The organism is Paraburkholderia sp. BL23I1N1, assembly GCF_003610295.1.
In the GTDB taxonomy this organism is placed as follows: domain Bacteria; phylum Pseudomonadota; class Gammaproteobacteria; order Burkholderiales; family Burkholderiaceae; genus Paraburkholderia.
This window is the reverse complement of record NZ_RAPV01000001.1, coordinates 4,815,599-4,835,441: the sequence shown is the minus strand read 5'-3', so window position 1 is coordinate 4,835,441 and position 19,843 is coordinate 4,815,599. Positions and strand designations below refer to the sequence as shown.

The following is a 19,843-nucleotide window of genomic DNA, read 5'->3' as shown; positions in this document are numbered from 1 at the left end:
ACCTACGCCATCGGCTACGCTCGTCAATTTCCTGCCCGCCCGCTATCGACCCGATAGAGTCACTCTCGGTCCCGCATAACGGACGTTTAAACACGCAACTCTGCTGTGGATTCAGTCACATCTCGTGTGGCTCAGTCTGCGCGATTTGCACCACACGCCGCACAAAAGCTCGCGATAGGCGTGCGAAGCGGTTTGCCGCATGCTGTGCATGCAGGACCGTATAGCTTGATCACATTTGTCGCGGGAAAACTGCACACCGGGTTCGGAGAGAGGGGACGGCGAACGCCGTTTCCTACCCCTATTCTCCGACCCTGAAGAGACGCTCGGACCTCCCAAAAGCGGCTGTTCGAAATGCTAGCTGCCTAGCCAGCTCCGGCTGCGACGATGCGAGCAACGTGCGCGACAAAGCCATCGATCCGCCAATAGACGACACGGGCGGACTCAGCCCTGTCTGTCGTCGGACGGGTCCCATGCGGTCACCAGTTGCAGCAGTCCCGGAAATCGCGAATCAAGATCCTCGGTTCGCACACGGCTGCGTCGCTCGAGCCCATATTGACGCTGACGAATCACACCCGCTTCACGCAGCGCTTTGAAGTGATGGGTCAATGACGATTTCGCACGATTGAAACCGAACCAACTGCACGGGTGGTCGTACGCCTCGGATTCCAGCAACAGCCGGCGGACGATCGTCAGGCGCAACGGGTCGGCCAGTGCACTGAATATCGCGTCCAGACGCAAATCGGACACTGCCGGTTCCGGCAGCGGATCGGGAAGGTTGGCAGGTACTGCAGCGGCCAGGTCATGGTAAGTCGTGCCTTTCATGTTCACGACTTTATCACAGTACGAGTTTTTTCGAACTAAGCTATAGTACGAAAAAACTCGTACAAGGAAGGTTACCGTGATCGACACTGCCGCAGTGCAATCCAGCCGCGCGTCCGCGCACATTTCACCTGACATGTGGTGCGCCGCATGGACGGTCACGTCGGTGTTCATGCTGTCCAATTCCCCAACGCCGCTGTATGTGGTCTGGCAACGCACGCTCGGTTTTTCATCCGGCACCTTGACGGTCATCTTTGCCCTTTACATCCTTGGACTACTGGGCACGCTGTCGGTCGCCGGACAGCTATCGGATCGTTACGGCCGCAAGCCGGTTCTTCTGCCGGGTATCCTTGTGGCGCTGGTCGCATGTGCGTTGTTCGCAAGCGCAACGTCCATTGCAACGCTTGCCGTTGCCCGACTGCTGACGGGTATCGCGGTCGGTGTCATTGTGTCGGCAGGAATGGCGTCCGTGGCGGACCTCGGCGGTGGTGAGCGTCGACGTCAGGCAGCACTGCTCGCATCGGTAGCGATGGTTCTCGGCGCAGGCCTCGGGCCGTTGCTGGCCGGCGGCGCTGCGCAAACAGTCGCGCATCCGGTAGCGCTGGTTTTCGGTATCGAATTTCTCGTGCTGCTGAGTGCTCTCGTCATTGCGTGGCGGTTGCCCCTTGGCAGGCCAGCAAGGGCAACTGGCAATGTCGCGCGTCTGCATTTGCCGTCGGTCCCGGCGATGAATCGACGGCACGTCGCGGCCGGTATCGGCGTTTTCGGGCCTGGCATTACTGCAACATCGTTTGTGCTTGCTTTGGGGCCTTCGTTACTCGCCCGTCTGCTCGAAGTTCGCAGCCCGTTGCTTGCCGGCGGCATGGCGTGCGCGATGTTTCTCGCTGCAACGGGAGTTCAGTTCGCCGTGCGGCGTTGGTCAGTACTTGCGTTGTTCGTGGTAGGTACGACGGCGACCGTCCTGTCGATGTGTGCACTATGTGCCGCGGTGCATATGCTGTCGGCGTCCGTTCTGGTGGCCGCTGCGCTGTTCGCGGGGGTAGCGCAAGGCCTTGGGCAGTTGGGCGGCTTGACGCTCATCGGTCTGCATGTGCCGGACACTCGCAGGGCCGAAGCCATTGCCGTCATGAACATCGGCGGCTATCTGCCGGCGGGGCTGCTGCCCGTCATGACCGGCTACGCGATCGACCTCTTTGGCCTGGCAGCCGGTGCCACTGCATTTGCCATCGCACTGGCGCTAATTGCGCTTGGGGCCGGCTGCATGGTTTTTCGATCGCTGAAACCCGGCGGCGATTGATGGTGGGCGCGCGTCAACATGACCGGCCATGTCGCGCAATACTTGGATAGCGCGACGTTTGTCGCTGTATCGGCGGACAGATGGACTGGCGCGCGAGTAACGATTGCAGCTTTTTTCTCGGCAAGCGAAGTCCAGCCGTCAATCTGCCGATTGACGCCGATCCGGTGTACGTAGCGAACGTCTCATCACGATGCAGGCCCGAGCGACATCGCCTGGCGCCCTCGCGATGAATGCGGCATCATGCTGACGACAAAGTCGATGAACGCTCTCACCTTGGCTGGAACGTGGTTCCGGCTGGGGTAGTAGACGTAAAGAGGAAATGTCTCGTCCGGCCAGTCCGTCAGGACCGGCTCTAGCGTACCAGTACGCAGGTGCGCGTCGATCCCGAGATCGATTACCTGAGCGATCCCGTAGCCTGCAAGACAGGCCCCGAGTTTGGTTCCCGCATCCGTGACTGTCAGGTTCCCGCTAACGGCCACCTTCACCTTCTCATTGCCACGCCAGAACTCCCATTCGAAAGGTCTGCCGGTAGCCGGGTCGATGGCCAGAATGCATTCATGGCCGTCATCGACCAGATCCTTCGGCGACCTCGGTCGACCACGTTGGTCCAGGTAGGACGGCGCGGCCACAGTAAGAATCCGCGGACTGTATAGCCTTCGACAGACCAAGGTTGAAACGGTTGGCGGTCCGAACCGTATAGCGAGATCGAATCCGTCGCTCACCAGGTCTGTGAGGTCGTTGCGGGTCTCCAGCTTCAGTTGAAGAGCGGGGTGATTCTTCAGGAACTGGGCCAACTCCGGAGCCAGCACAAGACGGGCGAACGCAGCATCGCACGCTACACGGAGCGTTCCCTTGACGACTGAAGTTTGATCCGAGGCGCCGACCGTCGCCTCTTCGATCCCCTGAAGTAGCGGCAGCACTTTTGACAATAGCTCATGCCCAGCGTCTGTCACTTCAACGTGTCGGCTGGTGCGATGCACGAGCTTCGCCCGCAGGCGGTCCTCCAATCGTTGAATGGCACGGCTTATCGCAGGCTGCGTCTTGCCAAGACGAGATGCTGCGCGACCAAAGCTCTTGGACTCGGCCAGGGCTGCAAGCGCAATCAAGCCGCTAACTACTCCTCCAGCGATGTCTTCCATGATCTATGTCTTCCTGTAATGGCAGCGATGATCGGTTCGCACTATTCGAGAGCGGGAGGATCGTTCATTGTACGAGTCGTTCAACCACTGAGGAAAGCCCGCAATGACACAGACCCAAGCCGTAGTCGCATTAATTGAGGACTATTTCAATTTGGCTTATGAGCCGAAGAGCCGTGACTTCAATAAAGTTTTCCACCCGAACTGTCTTGTTCAGTGGGTTCACGAAGGCGAGCTGCACATCCTGTCGTCGCCGGAATATGCGGTGCTCATCAACGGGCGGCCGAGTCCTCGATCCACGGGTGCGCCCAGAGATGAGGCGATCCTCTCCATGGAGAACATCTCGGACAGCCTTTCAACGGCAACGGTGAGAGTGCGGATTGGAAATAAGCTGTTCAACGATCACTTCGTCATGCATAAGGTGGAGGGCAGCTGGCTGATTGCAACCAAGGCGTCGGCCGTCATGCGTACGTTCGACTGAAGAGCCGAACTGCAGGCCGTATGGGGGTACCCTTATGCGTCAGTCTCGCGGCTATCGCTATCTCAGGTGACAAAGTAGTCTCCACCACTTGTCTGGTGGGCCTACTTTGTCCACTTTGGCGTCAAAGGTCTAGACGGTGCTCGAGCAACGCTTACGTATCTGGTGGTTGATACCGGCGATCCCTGCGGCATCGCAAAAGTTGAGCACGCTAACAGTGCGTCGCTCGGCAGACCCATTTCGACCCACAACGTCGACCCACAGCGGCCCGTCAACTTTATCGATAGCGAACATTCATTGAATGGCTGCACACGCACGTTCGGCGGCACTGACGGTTTGGGCGATAAGCGTTGAAATAGTCATCGGCCCCACACCTCCGGGAACCGGTGTCACCGCCGCGCATCGGCCCATCAGACCATCGGGATGAATGTCGCCTATACCTCCGGGATGGTAGCCAGCATCGATAACAATTGCTCCGTCGCTGATCCAGTCGCTACGAATGAAGTTCGGCTTCCCTACTGCGCCGACAATGATTTCGGCATGTCGAATTTCCGCTTCAAGATTTAGTGTCTTCGAATGGCATAGCGTGACCGTCGCGTTCGCATTCGATAACATGAGGGCCATCGGTTTCCCAAGAATGGGACTGCGTCCTACGACCACGGCCCGCTTGCCAGATACATCAATCTTGTAATGAGCCAGCAAGCGCATGATTCCGGCGGGCGTTGCCGACCCGAAGGCGGGTTCCCCTAACGCCATCAGGCCAAAACCGTGACTGGTGACGCCATCCACATCCTTGAGGATGGATATTCTGTCGAAGCACAGGCGTTCGTCCACATGCGCAGGCACCGGGTGCTGAAGCAGAATGCCATGCACCGCCAGGTCGGCATTGAGTCCATCAATCGCGGAAAGTACGTCATCCGTCGTTGCGCTCGCAGGCAACTTGATCACAATCGAGTCCATACCGACTCTCCGGCATGCGTCGCCCTTCATGCTGACGTAGGTCGCCGACGAAGGATCATCGCCTACAAGGATCGTGGCAAGTATGGGCGTCTGGCCGCCACTTCTTGCCTTGAGGGCTGCAACGCGTTCCCATAGTTCCCGCTCGTGCAACGCGGCTACAGCTTTACCGTCGAGAAGTGTGCTCATGCGTTTTCCCCTTGCATGACCAATTCTGAACCGGCAAGGCTCAGATACTGAACAGGACAAAGCGGGAGTGCATGGGAGCGCGATTGTTTAAGCGCGAGCCGCATAGGCAGAGAAGGAATTTTGGCAATCATCATGGGCAGTCTCAAAGAAATTAATCAAGATGCCCAGGCGAACGGCATTCGAGCGTCTACGCTTCCCGATGGTGACCCATCTATTGCTCGCCAGTCACGTAGACGCGTTATTTTAATCAGCTTTTTTGCGGCTACGCAAGGCGGGTGAGCGTCTGATCAGTCGTCGAAAGCAAAGACGTGGATTGCCAACGATTCAGGTGTCTGCGGCGACTGACCGTAACTGGCCGGTCTGTGCCTTTTGGCGATTGGCGGCACGCGACCCACTTCGGTCAGACAACCTTCTTCAAACCGGTCAGTCAGCCAAATCCAGATCTTGCAAACGGCGTGCCACTAAGCGGCCGTTGGCGACCTCACCCAATCGGCCAGTTGCGGCCGGTCGACCTCACTCTCGGATAGACATTCGAACGTCAATTCCGCCCCGGGTACCGGACATTCAGGCAAGGACTCGATTCGGCAGGCCAACGGCGTGATGGTCAAAAGAGCAAGGTCAATGTATCAAACAACACAAGATCTTCTTTCTTCGCCGATCTTGCGTGTTGGCGGATCACTTGCAGGAGGCACTCGATGAAACACGAGGCCGCTCCGCTTAACGTGCTGTTGCGTCGGGTGACAATGCCCAGTTGTCTTGGCTCGAATGCTTCTCGCAACGCCACAATTGCCAGGTGCCCTTTGAACGGCGCCGCCGCCGTTAGAATGGTTGGGCACCACGTGCACATATCGGTCCGATCCACCAGAGTCTGCAACGTCCCCAGTGAATGCGCCCGCACAATGCGGCGCGTATCGATTTGCGCGCCATGGCGCGTAAACAGATAATCGATGAGCGCGTCCTGCCCATCGGGCGCGAAATTCAGCGCCCAGTCCTGATCCAGCAGGTCGTGAATCGAACGGCAGTCCTGACGTGGATGTCCCTCGCGGACCATCACCGCCGTCTCGTAGTTCAAAACGGGCTCGCAGGAAAACTCTTGCGTGACCGCCGACGGATGCAACTGCCCGATTACGAAGTCCATATCGCCCGCACGCAAAAGCGGCTGTGCGACTGCCATCAGGCTCTCGAACAGTTCCAGTTGGATATCGGGCATTCGCTTGCGGAACAGCAAGACAGTCTCTGGCAGAAACGTCAGTGTGATCCACGGCGTCACACCGACGCTAAGCCGTCCTTCCGCCCGGCCGCGTAACCTGGCCAGTTCGTTCTGCGCGTGCTCCAACTGATTGAGGACCAGCCGCGCATGCGTCAACAACGCTTTGCCGTACTCGGTGAAGCTGATCCCTTCAGGCGCGCGTATCAGCAACGGCAGTTGCTCGGTGGCTTCGAGTTCGCGCAGCGCGCGCGTGACTGCGGCCTGGGAAATCCCCAATGACCGCGCGGCCGCTCTGATGCTGCCCGTTTCCGCACTTGCGACGAGCGCCTGCAACTGATGAAGCTTCACGAAACCACTCCCGACAACAAATGGTTGTCAGCATAACAAAACTGCTGCTTCCGCCTCGAAATTTCGCTGAATAGCATTCCGACCAGTGTAGACAGCTACGCAGCCAGGACGCCGAATGCGCTCGCGCGACGACGCTGTCTGTTGGCTCCTCAAAGGAATTCATCTATGGTTCAAGACTTCGTTTTGCCCGGCATCGCCGCGATTCGTGAGGAAATGATCGGCCTGCGCCGCCGCATTCATGCGCACCCGGAGTTGGGTCTTCAGGAGGTGGCGACCAGCGAACTCGTCGTCGAATGCCTGAGCAAGTGGGGCTATCGGGTCACACGCGGCGTGGGTAAAACCGGCGTGGTCGGCACCTTAAAGAACGGACCGGGGCCGTCGCTTGGATTGCGCGCCGATATGGACGCACTTCCCATCACGGAAACGACGGGCTTGCCCTATGCCAGCCGGAACGACGGCATCATGCACGCATGCGGCCACGATGGACACACGGCCACGTTGCTTGCCGCAGCAAAGTACCTGGCTGAGTCGCGAGCCTTTTCCGGCATGCTGAACCTCATTTTCCAGCCCGCTGAAGAAGGCCTCGGCGGTGCGCAAAAGATGATGGACGACGGTCTCTTCGAACGTTTTCCGTGCGATGCGGTATTTGCCTTGCACAACGTTCCGGGGTATCCGGCCGGCCATCTTGGTTTTTTCGGCGGCGCATTCATGGCGTCCGCCGACACCGTCACAGTACGCGTGGTGGGCCGTGGCGGACACGGTGCGGCACCCGACAAGACCATTGACCCGATCGTGGTGTGTGCGTCAATTGTGACGGCGCTGCAAAGCATCGTGTCACGCAACGTGAGTCCGCGCGATCTGGCCATCATCAGTGTTGGATCGATTCATGCGGGCATCGCGTCGAATGTGATCCCGCCGTCGGCAGAGATGCTGCTGACAGTCCGGGCGCTTGCGCCAGAGGTGCGCGACTTGCTCGAACGCCGGATTCACGAACTGGTGCAAGGCCAGGCGGCGAGTTTCGGTGCGCACGCCGAGATCGACTACTTCCGTTGTCATCCGGTGCTGATCAACCACGGTAAGGAGACGGACTTCGCGCGCCAGGTGGCAGTGGAGTGGCTCGGTGCGCAAGCCATCATCGACGACCTCAAGCCCTTCACTGCCAGCGAGGACTTCGCGTGCATGCTCGAAAAATGCCCGGGCAGCTACCTCGTGATCGGCAATGGCGACGGTGAGCGCAGTTGTGCGCTACACAACCCCGGCTATGACTTCAACGACGACTGTCTGGCAGTAGGCGCCAGCTATTGGGTCAAGCTGACCGAGCGGTTTCTGGCATAAACGATTCGCATGACCCCCCTTCCATCACGACGTTGAGGAGAAACACATGAAAAAGACGCTTGCGGCAATCTCGTTCGCTTTGGTGGCGCTGTCAGGCAACGCAATTGCTGCCGACTGGTCCGGCAAGGAAATCAGGCTGGCAGTGGATCCGACGTACCCGCCATTGGAGTTCAAAACGCCCGACGGCAAGCTGACTGGCTTTGGCGTGGACATCGCCAATGCACTTTGCGACGAGCTTCATGCGCGGTGTGTCTGGGTCGAGACCAGCTTCGACGGCATGATTCCCGGACTGCTGGCGAGAAAGTTCGACGCGATTTCGTCGTCGATGACCATCACGCCAAAGCGAATGCAGCAGATCGCGTTCACGAACAAGATATCGAACGCGCCGGCCCGGCTGGTTGTCAGGCGCAACTCCGATCTGCTGCCGACCGCCGCTTCGCTAAAGGGTAAGCGGGTCGGCGTCGAACAGGGTTCGAGCCAGGAAGACTATGCGAGAGCGCAGTGGCAACCGGCTGGCGTGCAGATCATCTCGTACCAGAACCAGGATCAGGTCTACACGGACCTGATCTCAGGGCGACTGGATGCAGCCTTTCAGGCATCGATAGAAGCGAGCGACGGCTTTCTCAAGAAGCCCGAGGGCAAGGACTACAAGTTTGCCGGTCCGGCATTGGACGACCCGAAGTATTTCGGTCTTGGCGACGGTCTGGGTCTTCGCAAAGAAGACGCAGCGTTGCGTGAGGCATTCAATCAGGCACTGACCGCCATCCTGGCAAATGGAACCTACGCACGCATCAACAGGAAGTACTTCGACTTCGATATCTACGGCGCGAAGTGAGACGGCCTGAGCCAGCCATTCAAGGCGACAAAATGATACTCGGAGGCTTCGGGCCGGCACTCGTGGCCGGCACCTGCGAAACGATCAAGCTCGCTCTGCTGTCGCTGCTTGTTTCGTTTGTTATGGGACTCTGCGGCGCTGCGGCCAGACTGTCCAGCCGTCGTTACCTGGCGCGAATCGGTGCCGCCTACACGACATTGATCAGGGCGGTGCCAGATCTCGTGCTGATGCTGCTGCTCTTTTACAGCATCCAGATCGCGCTGAACCATATCACGGACGTGCTCGGATTCAACCAGGTGGATATTGATCCGTTCTCGGCCGGCGTCGTTACGATTGGCTTCATCTACGGAGCGTACTTCACCGAGACGTTCCGCGGTGCATTCATGGGAGTGCCGAGGGGACAGCTGGAAGCGGGTATGGCATTCGGCATGTCCAACTGGCAGGTCTTCACCCGCATCATGTTTCCGCAGATGATGCGTCTGGCGTTGCCAGGCATCGGTAACAACTGGCAGGTCATTGTCAAGGCGACCGCGCTGGTGTCGATCATCGGACTGTCGGACGTCGTCAAGGCGGCACAGGATGCCGGCAAGTCGACGCAGAACTTCTTTCTGCTTACGGTGGCAGCCGGTGCGATCTATCTGGCCATCACCACACTGTCCAACGTGGTTTTGTGGCGGCTTGAAGTACGTTACTCAGCGGGTGTGAGGCGCGTGGTGGCATGATCGATATTCTTCACCAGTACTGGCAAAACTACCTGTACACCGACGGCTTTCAGCTAACCGGCCTAGCGGTCACATTGTGGCTTCTGGTGGCATCGCTCGGACTCGGTTTTATGCTGGCGCTGCCGCTCTCGGTGGCGCGGGCGTCGCGCAACCGCTTCCTGTCGTTACCCGTCTGGCTGTTCACCTACGTGTTTCGGGGAACGCCGCTCTACGTTCAATTGCTGATCTGCTATACGGGACTCTACAGCCTGGAGGTCGTGCGTACGAATGCGTTGCTCGACGCATTCTTTCGCGATGCGATGAACTGCACGCTGCTTGCATTCGCGTTGAACGAGTGCGCTTACGCAGCGGAAATCTTTGCCGGAGCGATCAAGGCGACCGCATACGGCGAAATCGAAGCTGCGTTTGCCGTGGGGATGTCCAGATTGACCGTCTACCGGAGAATCATCCTGCCGTCGGCGCTGCGCCGTGCGTTGCCGATGTACGGCAACGAAGCGATCCTGATGCTGCATTCCACGACGCTCGCTTTCACGGCGACGATTCCGGACATTCTGAAAGTGACGCGCGATGTCAATTCGGCGACGTACGCGTCATTTGAGGCCTTCGGTATTGCTGCGCTGCTGTACGCGACGATTGCTTTTGCGCTCGTCTGGGTGTTCCGGCGCCTTGAGCAGCGTCTTCTGGCCTATCTGAAACCGCGTGGTGGATGACAGCCTTGTGCTGCTCAATTCGCCAAATCACGCGAATCGTTCTGTAGGTCCAAGGTAGTCGAGTAGAAAAATATAACGAATCAAATCCATTATTTTTAGGAAAACTAAGTGAAGAATAAACTCATCCTTGCGGCAATAGCGTCGGCATGTGCGACTTCGGCATTTGCGCAAAGCAGTGTGACCTTGTATGGCCTCATCGACGAGGGGTTCGATTACACGAACAACGTCGGTGGAAGCCACGTTTATGAAATGGCAAGTGGCTATGCACAAGGCAGCCGCTGGGGATTGAAAGGCAGCGAAGATCTGGGTGGCGGCCTCAAGGCGATTTTCCAGATCGAAAGCGGTTTCAATGTGAACACTGGCAAGCTGGCGCAAGGCGGTCTTGGATTTGGGCGCCAGGCATACGTCGGTATCGAAAGCGAGCGCTACGGGACGGTCACGTTCGGCCGCCAGTACGACTCGGTGGTTGACTATCTTGCGCAGACGACAGCCAATGGCAACTGGGGTGGATATCTGTTTTCGCATCCGTTCGACAACGACAACACAGATAACACGTTCCGCGTCAACAACACGGTCAAGTACGCGAGCCCTGATCTTGCCGGCTTCCAGTTCGGCGGCGCGTACAGCTTCAGCAACAGCACCGGCTTCGCCAACAACCGGCAGTTGAGTGTCGGCGTGCAGTACACGTACGGTGGCCTGTTGGTCGCTGCGGCATATCTGAATGCGGACAATCCGGGGGCGACGTCCGGCGGGGCGATTGCCGGGTCGAGCTCGACGATTGCGGCGGACGCGAACTTTCAATCGAAGCGCTTGCGCGTCTTCGGCGCGGGCGTCAACTATACCGTCGGCGCGGCCACGGTTGGCTTCGTCTATACCCACACGGATCTTAGCAATCCGACCGCAAATGTCGCTTACCTCAGCGCGCTGGAGAGCATCGAGCCAACTAGCGGTGCGCTTGCAGGCGGGACATTGACCCGGTTGAAATATCAGAATTTCGAATTGAACGGGAAATATCAGTTCACGTCGGCGTTTTTCGTGGGTGCCCAATACGTCTATACGCTGGGGAACTACGACGCTACGACAGGTAGCGTGCGGCCGAAAATCCACAGCGTCGGCTTGATGGCGGATTACAACCTGTCTAAACGGACCGATGTCTACGTCCAGGGCGCCTTTCAAATGATCGCGGGCGACACCACCGGTTCGGCGCTCGATCAGGCATACGTTCCCGGTGCACAGGACTTGTCCTCGTCGTCGAGGCAGCTTTTGGTCCGGGCGGCGATCCGGCATACGTTCTGAACCAGAGACAACGGCGGTCATCTCGCTGATGTGGCGAGGTGGCCGCTCCGGTTCTTAGGGAAGACACGGGCTTTCCTGAACTGAGCGTCCGAAAAGAGTCCATCCGTTTCGAGCATTTCTCGAGGCGGCAGTTCGCGGCGCGCCGTGTTCGATCCGCTGCCAATGACCGGTTTGACGAGGCGGCGGCAACCGATACCAACCAAACGGCTGCTGTACCTTGAAAGCTACCATTAATTCATCCCGGGCCGATCGACCGCTCAGGGTCGGACAGCGCCCGATGTCGGCCGGTGCAGACTAGCTCTCCGTTCACTTGAAAGGAGATAGTCATGAAAGCCACTGACGAAGCAACGGCCGCCAGGATACCGTGGAACAAAGGCAAGCTCACTGGTCAGAAGCCTCCGCTGAAGCTCAAGGAAATCTGGGCGATCCGTATCCGCCTTCAGCTTTCGGCAAGCGTTCGCGACCTCGCGATGTTCAATCTTGCAATCGACAGCAAACTACGCGCATGCGATCTGACGAGGCTGCGGATTCGTGACGTTTGCCATGGGCAGCACGTCGCCAGCCGGGCAACGATCATGCAGCAAAAAACTCAACGGCCGGTTCAGTTCGAGATTACAGAGCAGACCCAGGACAGCGTCGAGGCGTGGATCAAGTCGGCAGCGCTGGCGTCGACTGACTTCCTGTTCCCGAGCCGGCTCCGCGAATCACCGCACATCTCGACGCGCCAGTATTCGCGCGTGGTGCATCAGTGGATCGCATCGATCGGGCTGGATGACAGCGCGTACGGCACCCACACGATGCGCCGGACGAAAGCGTCACTGATTTATCGCCGCACGAAGAACCTCCGCGCCGTTCAGTTGCTCCTCGGCCATACCAAACTTGAAAGCACAGTGCGGTACCTTGGCATCGAGGTCGACGACGCGCTTGAGATGGCAGAGCAGACTGAAGTTTGAACCGAGGTACCTCCGGACTCCGGACGGTGGTCTGCATCGGGCGCGGTCCGGCCAGCTACGGACAGCGGCGCGCTATTTCTAGCGGGCGTTCAGATGACCGTTCCACACTCAGGCAAGAGTCATTCGTGCGCCGATCATACCCGTCGCGTAGTCGGCCCAGGCGCCCCGCCGAGCGTGCGGATCGTGGCGCCACTATAGTCGGTTATCCGCGAACTCACGCGCCGATGGCCGGAGGCAAACACCTGTAGCCGGACGACACGTGTCAGCGGCGCTACCGCCCGCAAGTCCTGAATCCGTTATGGCGCTGGCCCTGAAATGACGTGGAGGAAATTCTGGACGGACTTCACTCCTTCGACTTGCTGCGACGCATCAATGGCCAACTGGATCTGTCCATTATCCGTCACTGAACCGGACAGCGTTACGTGGCCGTCGCGAGCCTTGACGAGGATGCGCGTGGCGTTCAGTCCGCGGGTTCGGGCGATCGCGTTCTCGATACGGTGGGCTAGTTTCCTGTCCGCGGCTTTCGATGCTTTAGCGGATTCCGCGGTCAACGAACTGGAAGCCGCGCTCGCTCCATCCGCGGCGGCGGCTTGAGCGGATGCGCTGCCGGAAACTGCGATCAGCGCTGTAGCGAACAGAGCCCGCAGAGTTTGGTGGTGATTGGTCATGCAATTCCTTCGGTCAATATGAATGAGGAGGAGCGCGGCGCTCATGACGCCGCAGGCGTTACCTAGAACCGGGTCATAAAACCAAGCGACGCGCCCGTTAACGTACGACCGCCGCGATTGAGCCCAAGCGCCGCAATGTTGGCCGGATCGTACCGATAGGCGCCGGAAAAGCCATTGCAATCCAGCTCGGCGTAGAGTTCGGTCTGCTTCGAGAGGAAATATTCGGCGAGCGCATAAGTCGTGAGCTTGTGACCGCCAGTTGCCTCAACGTTGCCAAGGTTGCTGGCGATATCGTCATAAAAGGCCGCGGTGACCTGGAACGTCGGCGCGAAGAGCCACACGATGCCGCCGCCCGGGATCCTGTCACGGCGCCTAGGCGCGCTCAGGGCGCTGCCCGTGACGCTCAGGTCGTTGTAGCTCAGATAGAGGCGCGCTCCGCCAAGCTGAAGCGTTCCGCCGGTCTGGAACGTCTGTGCCCACTGCGTTGCGTTCGCGTTCCAGGTTTTCTGATAGGAGGCGCCAGCCAGCACGGGCCCCCACTGGTACATCGCCGCGCCAGAGAAGTTCGTGCCGGCACGCGTGTCGCCAGTGACGCCGCCCGGCGAATAGCTTGCCCCGAAGCGGAAGCCACCAACCCGCGCGAGGTACTTGATCGTGTTGTTGAATCGCGAGTCGAGCGTGAAGTAGTTGGCTCCGAACACGACCCCCGGTTCAATCGCGAGGGACTGCCCCTGTCCGCCGCTCGGGTCGATCAGAATGCCGAAGTCCTCGTTGGCATTGAGCTGCCGGCCAAGCGTCAGGCGCCCGAAATCACCGGTCAAACCCACGAAAGCCGCCTGTGAAAACAGCGTGCCCGGCGTTTTCAGCGCGCCCGTGCCGCTGTTGAACGAGCCCTCTAGCTTGAATATGGCTTTGAGCCCGCCTCCCAGGTCTTCCTTGCCGGTAAAGCCGAACTGGTTGCCGGCAATGATGTTGTTGTTAAAAGCAACGTCCGCACCGCCTTTGACACCGTTCGTCCATCGGACTCCGCCACCGATGTTGCCATACAGTGTCACGCTCGACTGCGCATGCGACGCGTTCGAGAGCACGCCCAGCACTGCTGTTAGCAATAACTTTCTTATACAGGGTACAAACATCTCCATTTTATTTCCTTATTATATAAGTATAACTAATTATATTTTCGTGCGACGTGCTACTACCTGAAATTGCAATGACGAAGTGAAGTCGATATGCGTAGCCAGAAACTAGCCAGGCTGGGTGGTGGCCAGGCTTTTCTGAGTGCAGAGTCAAATCAGATCGGGCCGGCGTGACGCTGAAACTGAACCGTGAGCATGCCGATCGACTGCGCCGCAACCCTTTTCTTTCCGGATGCGCGTGTATTTCAGCGTGTTTCCCTTATCAGGATCGTTATTTCGCCGTTTATTTTTTACCTATGTCTGGCTTGCTGATCCACTGCCAAAGGAGATCGGAGTCTCTGATCGTGAGCCGTGCTGGTTCGGATGCCGCGTCAGTGACACCCGAATAATTGTCACTGTTTACGTATCAGTTGCTCCGTCGCTGGTAAGTCGGATTGCCGATTGCCCACACGGCGTCCAAAGGCCGCCGACATGCGCACGCAGCGCGCGGAGTCCTCCGGCTTCATCCAGATCAATCCCGCGACGCCGCCCGCCATCATCGCCAGACCCGCCACGGCGAATCCGATTTCATAGCCACGCGACACGGGGTGCGAATATACCTGAACCAGCTGCCCGCATATCACGGGTGCAATCAGACCCGCCAGGCTGGAAACCGCGGTACCTAGCCCGATGATGCCGCCGCGCTGTGCATCCGGTGCTACTTCGGCCAGAATCGCCGCGTGCAGCGAATAGATCACAGGAGGCATCGCGCCGGCGATCGCGAGTAGCAATACTTTTTGAACCGGAGCCAGTCCTTGAATCAGCAGGCCGACTAGGAGCGCTCCCGCGCCAATCACGCAGGCACTGGAGAAGACCGCGCGAGCAGCGCGTGATGACGTGCCGCGTTTAAGAAGCCGCTGCGACCAACTGCCGAACATGAGACTGACAGGCGCGCTGACGGCGACGATCACGGCGAAAATGCGCCCGGCATGGATCGGGTCATAGCCGAGCCCCAGCTGCAGGTACACCGGCATCCAGGTCAGCATCAATGCAAGCCCTGCGTAGGTGACAAAGCCCGTCAGGTACGTGCAGAGAATTGTGGCGTCGCCCAGCAGCACACGGTAAGGAACGCGCATGTCAGCGCTCGCGCCGGGCACCGTGCCATTGGGGCGTGCGACAGACCCTTCCCGGCCCAGCACTAGCCATATTGCGCACCATACGAGTCCCGCCACACCGAGGATCCCGAAGTTCATGCGCCAGCCCCAATGGTCGCTGATCCAGGGGATGCCGATTCCGGCGAGCAACAGACCAGCCACCGCGCCCTGGTTCATGACCAGGATGGGCAGATTGCGTCTGCGGTCCGGAAACCATTTATAGAGCGCATGCGTGGCCACGGGCGTACCAGGTCCTTCCGCGGCACCCAGAATGACGCGGCACACGATCACAATCACCGCCGACGACGTGAATAGAAACGGCACCTGGATCACGGACCAGATAGCCGCCATGGTGAACAGCAGCCACCGTGTCGCGACGCGGTTCGCGACGAAGCCGACCACTGCGGCCGATACTGAGAATAATGAAAAGAAGCTCCCTGCGATCCAGCCGAATTCGCGCGGCGTGAGGCCGAGTTCGCGCATGATCGGCACCGCAGTGAGTCCGACTACTACCTTGTCGAGGAAATTGATCAACATCAGTAGTGTCAGCATGGCGGTAACGATCCACGCCCGCCCGGCCCGATAGTCCTGTGACATTTTGTGCGCGCCTTTTGCGTCGACAGTGCAACGCCTGATAAACGAGCCCTGCGCAAGCGGCTTCATCGGGGACTTTCTGCGTCTTTCCGGATCTGCCCGCTCGGAATCGGAGCGGCAGGATTGCTCAGCGGGCCTGCAGCGCGTCGATGACCGCATAGCCGACGCGACGGTGTAACGCCTCGAATGTGCCGGTCGGCTGCGGGTCGGAAGCGAAGCGGGCGATGACCGTTTCGCCCTTCGGCGCTATCCAGAGGCACTGCCCGAAATGTCCGTTTCCGCTGAACGAGTCGTACCGGTCATGGTGCACCCACCATTGATTCCGGTAGGAGCCGCCCGGGCGCTTGAAGGTCGACCCGCTTGCAGCGTAAGCGGCACGGTCGCCGCCACGGCGAATATCGCTGACGACGGCTCGTGGCACTATCTGCCTGCCCTGCCACGTCCCATCCAGCCGCATCATGTCGCCGAAGCGGGCGAGGTCGCGCAGGTTTGTACTCATGCCGGCCGCAGCCCATTCCGATTTGCGGCAGTCCAGTGTGAGATCGGCGTCCTGCTGCGCGCCGAGGGGCTCCCAGAAACGTTCGCCCAATAACTGCGCGAGCGGTCTGCCAGTCGCACGGCGCGCTACCCAGCCCAGCGTTTCCGTGCTGCCGTTGTCATAGCGGAAGGGACCAATGCCATGCTCGCCCGCAGGTTTCGCCGACTTCAGTAGCGCATAGGCGCCGTCGGGGCCATCGTAGTCCGCGGGTCTGCCGAGTACGCCAAGCGCCTGATGGAAATCAACCTGCACGCGATCGCCAAGGTGCATTTGTTCGCCGAAGCGGAAGTTCGCACGCATATCGAGCAGTTGCTGCAACGTCGCGCTACCTAGCGCTGAATGCGCAAGCTCCGGCACGTAGGTCGCGGCTGTTGCATTTAAATCCAGTACGCCATCGTGCGCGAGCACCGCGATAAGCGTGCCGATCAGGCTCTTTGTGGACGAAAACAGCGAATGCAGCCGATTCGGCTGCATCTCACCGAGATAGCGCTCATAGACGATGCGGCCGCGATGCATGATCAGCATCGCATCGATCCGGCATTCGCGAAAGTAACGCTCAACCGTCAGAGTGTCACCGCACTCGTCATCGAGGCCCAGACTTTCCGGATCGAACGGCTCGCCCGCTGGAAGCGGCATTGCGGCGTCTTCACCGCGCAGTATGCGAACGGTAGGGTGAAGGGACGCTCCGTTCATCAAGCTCCAGCGCAAAAAGCGGGGACTTGACGCATTATGCAAGGTCACCTGATTTTCCGGGGCGGGCGGAAAGCCCCGCATGACGGGCGTATCGTCCTCAGCGCCGGCGTTTGCCTCTGTGGATTGAGCATCTGTTGGCACTGCTGCCGGCGCAGCGAAGCGAATGGGTTCTTGCATCCTGACGTCTCCTGTATTCGTAGTAATTTTTTAAGGTGCCCGGTTAGTGCGGTCGATATACGGTGAACCCGAGTCCTGGGGACCGAACCGTCACGTCATCCTCGCTCAGCGTCGTGACGTCGACGCAATGGTTCTCCCGCACCTCGTCGGCAAACTCGCCGAGCGTGCGCAGGCGCGCAGCCGGCACCTGCCGCTCGTTCAGTCGCCGTTCCATTTCGGCAGCATCGCAATTGCACAGAACGTCGGCGAGTGCTTTCTTCAGCCTCTCCGGATCGACCGAGCGGGCAAATGCGGGCGGTGCATCGCTACTAAGCGGCGCGGCGAAAAACGCCGGATCGGTCGCCAGCGAACCAAGGCTCAGTTCGTCCAGCAGCGCAAGCAGCTGACGCGGCGTATTCGCGCCGAGCGCCAGCCAGCCGTCACGGGTTCGGAAGAAATCGGCCGCGGGGCTGTTGGAGTATCCCTGGTTGCCAACGCGAGGCGGTGTTTCGCTGGACGTCAGCGCGGCGCACGCCATTGGGTACATCAATTGAAGGCTCGCACCGACCATCGACACATCGAGCAGCAGCCCCGTGCCGGTCTGCTCCATTTCGCGCAGCCCCGCGAGGATTGCGAACGCAGCGAGGAGACCGGTCGTCGAATCTACCGCGGGAAAGCCTGTCTTGATCGGCGGATCGCCTTCATTGCCGGCCATCCACGCCATGCCGGTCGCAGCCTGAATCACGTGATCGTAGGCGGGCCGGTGCCGCCACGCCTGCGCGCCTCGCCCGAATCCGGAAATGCTGCAATAGAGCAGGCGGGGATGGGCGGCATGGACCGCATCGAAGCCCAAGCCATGCTTTTCCAGCACACCCGGGCGCAGATTGTCGACCAATACGTCGCACTCGGCCGCCAGCAGTAATGCCTGCTCGCGCCCTTCGTTAGTCGCAAGGTCGAGCACGGTGGTTCGCTTGCCTGCGTTGAGCGCGACGAAACTTTGCCGCCCTCGCCCGGTGCGCCGCATCACGTCGCCGCCGTCCGCACTCTCTATCTTGATGACGTCGGCACCAAGCTGGGCAAGCAGAAACGTGGCAAAAGGACCGGCGATTACGTGGGAAAAGTCCAACACTCTCACACCGGCGAGCGGCACGAAGGCTGTATTCGAAGTGGGCAGCGCACGGCTGGTGGTCATGAGTCGCTTTAGTGGGTGACAGACAAAGTTTCAGGATCCGAGGCAAAACGGCGAATTGGGGTGCACATTACCTGGCGCGAAATCTTTGCAGCCAGACCCCGGCCGGCGTTTTCCGACCCGGTTCCCGGGTAGGCAGGGCACCCGATATTCCAACCGTCCCCCTCAGGTTGATGCTGATTGTGCCTACGTCGGCCATAGCAGACAATTATCAATTTCGAAAACACTCTTCACGAATTGATATGACTGAAATGTCCCGCGCTTCGTCAGAGGTGCTCACCAGTCGCCAACTGGCGTCACGTATCGATCGCTTGCGCATCCGCCACCTGCGTCTGCTGGAACTCGTGGCGAACACCGGATCGCTCAGTGCAGCAGCGCAGGAACTGGGCATCAGTCAACCTGGGGCGACGAAGATGCTTCAGGAGCTCGAAAGCGCATTCGGCTGCAATCTGATCGAGCGCAACACACGCGGCGGCCATCTGAGCCGCGCGGGCTCACATGCGCTTGACCGACTGCGCGTCGCGCTAGGTGAGCTTGATGCGGCTCGCGCGGCGCTCGCTGTGCGGCCGGAAGAGCCGTTGGTTCGGGTCGGCATGTTGCCTCTCGTTGGCGTCGAAGCCATGCCCCACGTGGTTGCTAGCCTTGCCACGCAGCAAAACCTGCCCCGGCTGATCCTGCGCGAGGCGACGGTAGACAACCTGCTGGAGCTATTGCTCGCCGGAGAACTGGACTGCGTGATTGGCCGCCTCGAATCGCGCGAGGCCGCCCAATCGATTGCACGCTTCAACGTAAAGCCGCTTTGGGCCGAACGAATCGTCGCAGTCGCCTCGCTTGACCATCCGCTCGTTCATGGCGACAAAGTACCGTTGTCCGCGTTGCAGGACGGCGACTGGATACTGCCGCCTCCGTCCTCGTACACGCGTCGCGTATTTGATCAGCACTTCCTTGATGTCGGCCTGATTCCTCCCGTCTGTCATATCGAATCGATTTCCTTTCATACGAGCTTGCCACTCGTTGCCGGCAGCCATTTCATTACTGTCGCGCCAGAGTGCGCAGTGCGGCACTATGCGGATCGTTCAAGGATCCGGGCGATCCAGACAGCACCGCCGTTTTCGACCGGCCATATGCTCTTCATTACCTCTGCGCAGAACACCGTCCCTCCCGGTGTGAAACTGATCGAACAGGCGCTCCGCAAATGGTTAGGCGCTCCGGAAACTTGAAGACGATGCATGAGGGCGAACTTGAGGGAGATCGAATTAACCGAAACCGGTGTCGCTCTACCCTGTCGATCGTCACAAAGCCGCGAATAACGGCCCTAGGCGATCATTCGCTGCCCAAGGGGGAGCTCTACGTCAGTGGCCGCTCCGCACTCGAAAGCTGCCGTCAGCTCGGAGAGACAGTGAACGGCCAGAGCGGGTCGGGTTGCGTCAGCCCGCTCTTCAAATGCATCG

At 59.5% G+C, this 19,843-nt stretch carries 18 protein-coding genes and 1 riboswitch; of the genes, 9 read left to right on the top strand and 9 right to left on the bottom strand.

The features are described 5' to 3' along the window. Positions 1–441 precede the first annotated feature (441 nt). Positions 442–993 (bottom strand): helix-turn-helix transcriptional regulator, encoded by a 552-nt coding sequence (locus tag B0G76_RS22605; protein ID WP_220700771.1) that lies wholly within the window; start codon positions 991–993, stop codon positions 442–444. On the opposite strand from B0G76_RS22605, the gene B0G76_RS22600 reads away from it, so the two are divergent. Beyond that, positions 992–2,116, top strand: coding sequence for an MFS transporter (locus B0G76_RS22600; RefSeq protein ID WP_220700770.1), 1,125 nt, complete (start codon positions 992–994; stop codon positions 2,114–2,116). The genes B0G76_RS22605 and B0G76_RS22600 overlap by 2 nt on opposite strands. Positions 2,117–2,301: 185 nt before the next feature. Here the strand turns inward: B0G76_RS22600 and B0G76_RS22595 are convergent, their stop codons facing one another. Beyond that, entirely contained in the window at positions 2,302–3,255 is a 954-nt protein-coding gene (locus B0G76_RS22595; protein WP_120294511.1) for a LysR family transcriptional regulator, read from the bottom strand. A 103-nt stretch (positions 3,256–3,358) separates the two neighbouring features. Between B0G76_RS22595 and B0G76_RS22590 the strand changes: the two genes are divergently transcribed. Further along, positions 3,359–3,733, top strand: a complete 375-nt coding sequence (locus B0G76_RS22590; protein ID WP_120294510.1) for a nuclear transport factor 2 family protein — start codon at positions 3,359–3,361, stop codon at positions 3,731–3,733. 291 nt (positions 3,734–4,024) lie between these two features. Here the strand turns inward: B0G76_RS22590 and B0G76_RS22585 are convergent, their stop codons facing one another. After that, complete coding sequence (locus tag B0G76_RS22585; RefSeq protein ID WP_120294509.1) at positions 4,025–4,876, bottom strand: tetrahydrofolate dehydrogenase/cyclohydrolase catalytic domain-containing protein; 852 nt, start codon at positions 4,874–4,876, stop codon at positions 4,025–4,027. Positions 4,877–5,031: 155 nt separating this feature from the next. Then, positions 5,032–5,115: riboswitch (ZMP/ZTP riboswitch) on the bottom strand. A 365-nt stretch (positions 5,116–5,480) separates the two neighbouring features. Next, positions 5,481–6,434, bottom strand: coding sequence for a LysR substrate-binding domain-containing protein (locus tag B0G76_RS22580; RefSeq protein ID WP_120294508.1), 954 nt, complete (start codon positions 6,432–6,434; stop codon positions 5,481–5,483). Positions 6,435–6,599: 165 nt separating this feature from the next. On the opposite strand from B0G76_RS22580, the gene B0G76_RS22575 reads away from it, so the two are divergent. The 6 genes from B0G76_RS22575 to B0G76_RS22550 all read left to right on the top strand — a co-directional run bounded on the left by B0G76_RS22575 (position 6,600) and on the right by B0G76_RS22550 (position 12,285). Beyond that, a complete protein-coding gene (locus tag B0G76_RS22575) occupies positions 6,600–7,769 on the top strand; it encodes a M20 aminoacylase family protein (RefSeq protein WP_120294507.1) in 1,170 nt (389 codons plus the stop codon). 46 nt (positions 7,770–7,815) lie between these two features. Further along, positions 7,816–8,604 (top strand): ABC transporter substrate-binding protein, encoded by a 789-nt coding sequence (locus B0G76_RS22570; RefSeq protein ID WP_120294506.1) that lies wholly within the window; start codon positions 7,816–7,818, stop codon positions 8,602–8,604. A 32-nt stretch (positions 8,605–8,636) separates the two neighbouring features. Continuing rightward, positions 8,637–9,326, top strand: a complete 690-nt coding sequence (locus B0G76_RS22565; RefSeq protein WP_120294505.1) for an ABC transporter permease — start codon at positions 8,637–8,639, stop codon at positions 9,324–9,326. Next, the gene (locus tag B0G76_RS22560) at positions 9,323–10,036 is read left to right on the top strand and encodes an ABC transporter permease (protein ID WP_120294504.1); all 714 of its coding nucleotides are present in this window, start codon (positions 9,323–9,325) and stop codon (positions 10,034–10,036) included. Before B0G76_RS22565 ends, B0G76_RS22560 begins: the two co-directional genes overlap by 4 nt. A gap of 108 nt (positions 10,037–10,144) precedes the next feature. After that, the gene (locus B0G76_RS22555; RefSeq protein ID WP_120294503.1) at positions 10,145–11,332 is read left to right on the top strand and encodes a porin; all 1,188 of its coding nucleotides are present in this window, start codon (positions 10,145–10,147) and stop codon (positions 11,330–11,332) included. Between the two features lie 326 nt (positions 11,333–11,658). After that, positions 11,659–12,285, top strand: a complete 627-nt coding sequence (locus B0G76_RS22550) for a tyrosine-type recombinase/integrase (protein ID WP_120294502.1) — start codon at positions 11,659–11,661, stop codon at positions 12,283–12,285. 296 nt (positions 12,286–12,581) lie between these two features. On the opposite strand, the gene B0G76_RS22545 is transcribed toward B0G76_RS22550, so the two are convergent. From B0G76_RS22545 to B0G76_RS22525, 5 genes are all read right to left on the bottom strand, one after another. Then, on the bottom strand, positions 12,582–12,998 hold the full coding sequence (locus B0G76_RS22545) for a BON domain-containing protein (protein WP_120294501.1): 417 nt from the start codon (positions 12,996–12,998) through the stop codon (positions 12,582–12,584). Between the two features lie 17 nt (positions 12,999–13,015). Beyond that, positions 13,016–14,074, bottom strand: coding sequence for a porin (locus tag B0G76_RS22540; protein ID WP_120296689.1), 1,059 nt, complete (start codon positions 14,072–14,074; stop codon positions 13,016–13,018). 407 nt (positions 14,075–14,481) lie between these two features. Beyond that, complete coding sequence (locus B0G76_RS22535) at positions 14,482–15,819, bottom strand: MFS transporter (RefSeq protein ID WP_120296687.1); 1,338 nt, start codon at positions 15,817–15,819, stop codon at positions 14,482–14,484. A gap of 124 nt (positions 15,820–15,943) precedes the next feature. Further along, positions 15,944–17,047 (bottom strand): serine hydrolase, encoded by a 1,104-nt coding sequence (locus tag B0G76_RS22530; protein ID WP_183082115.1) that lies wholly within the window; start codon positions 17,045–17,047, stop codon positions 15,944–15,946. Positions 17,048–17,267: 220 nt separating this feature from the next. Then, positions 17,268–18,395 (bottom strand): CaiB/BaiF CoA-transferase family protein, encoded by a 1,128-nt coding sequence (locus B0G76_RS22525; protein ID WP_120294499.1) that lies wholly within the window; start codon positions 18,393–18,395, stop codon positions 17,268–17,270. A 239-nt stretch (positions 18,396–18,634) separates the two neighbouring features. Between B0G76_RS22525 and B0G76_RS22520 the strand changes: the two genes are divergently transcribed. Beyond that, positions 18,635–19,612: a LysR substrate-binding domain-containing protein gene (locus tag B0G76_RS22520; RefSeq protein ID WP_259460677.1), complete on the top strand. Its 978-nt coding sequence runs from the start codon at positions 18,635–18,637 to the stop codon at positions 19,610–19,612. Positions 19,613–19,843 lie beyond the last annotated feature (231 nt).

Excerpts from the sequence above, each read along its gene's own strand:
- B0G76_RS22545 (WP_120294501.1), bottom strand. The coding sequence starts at position 12,998 with ATGAGCGCCGCGCTCCTCCTCATTCATATTGACCGAAGGAATTGCATG.
- B0G76_RS22585 (WP_120294509.1), bottom strand. The coding sequence starts at position 4,876 with ATGAGCACACTTCTCGACGGTAAAGCTGTAGCCGCGTTGCACGAGCGG.
- B0G76_RS22565 (WP_120294505.1), top strand. The coding sequence starts at position 8,637 with ATGATACTCGGAGGCTTCGGGCCGGCACTCGTGGCCGGCACCTGCGAA.
- B0G76_RS22525 (WP_120294499.1), bottom strand. The coding sequence starts at position 18,395 with ATGACCACCAGCCGTGCGCTGCCCACTTCGAATACAGCCTTCGTGCCG.
- B0G76_RS22600 (WP_220700770.1), top strand. The coding sequence starts at position 992 with ATGCTGTCCAATTCCCCAACGCCGCTGTATGTGGTCTGGCAACGCACG.
- B0G76_RS22560 (WP_120294504.1), top strand. The coding sequence starts at position 9,323 with ATGATCGATATTCTTCACCAGTACTGGCAAAACTACCTGTACACCGAC.
- B0G76_RS22520 (WP_259460677.1), top strand. The coding sequence starts at position 18,635 with ATGACTGAAATGTCCCGCGCTTCGTCAGAGGTGCTCACCAGTCGCCAA.
- B0G76_RS22550 (WP_120294502.1), top strand. The coding sequence starts at position 11,659 with ATGAAAGCCACTGACGAAGCAACGGCCGCCAGGATACCGTGGAACAAA.
- B0G76_RS22530 (WP_183082115.1), bottom strand. The coding sequence starts at position 17,047 with ATGAACGGAGCGTCCCTTCACCCTACCGTTCGCATACTGCGCGGTGAA.
- B0G76_RS22570 (WP_120294506.1), top strand. The coding sequence starts at position 7,816 with ATGAAAAAGACGCTTGCGGCAATCTCGTTCGCTTTGGTGGCGCTGTCA.
- B0G76_RS22605 (WP_220700771.1), bottom strand. The coding sequence starts at position 993 with ATGAACACCGACGTGACCGTCCATGCGGCGCACCACATGTCAGGTGAA.
- B0G76_RS22595 (WP_120294511.1), bottom strand. The coding sequence starts at position 3,255 with ATGGAAGACATCGCTGGAGGAGTAGTTAGCGGCTTGATTGCGCTTGCA.
- B0G76_RS22535 (WP_120296687.1), bottom strand. The coding sequence starts at position 15,819 with ATGTCACAGGACTATCGGGCCGGGCGGGCGTGGATCGTTACCGCCATG.
- B0G76_RS22575 (WP_120294507.1), top strand. The coding sequence starts at position 6,600 with ATGGTTCAAGACTTCGTTTTGCCCGGCATCGCCGCGATTCGTGAGGAA.
- B0G76_RS22590 (WP_120294510.1), top strand. The coding sequence starts at position 3,359 with ATGACACAGACCCAAGCCGTAGTCGCATTAATTGAGGACTATTTCAAT.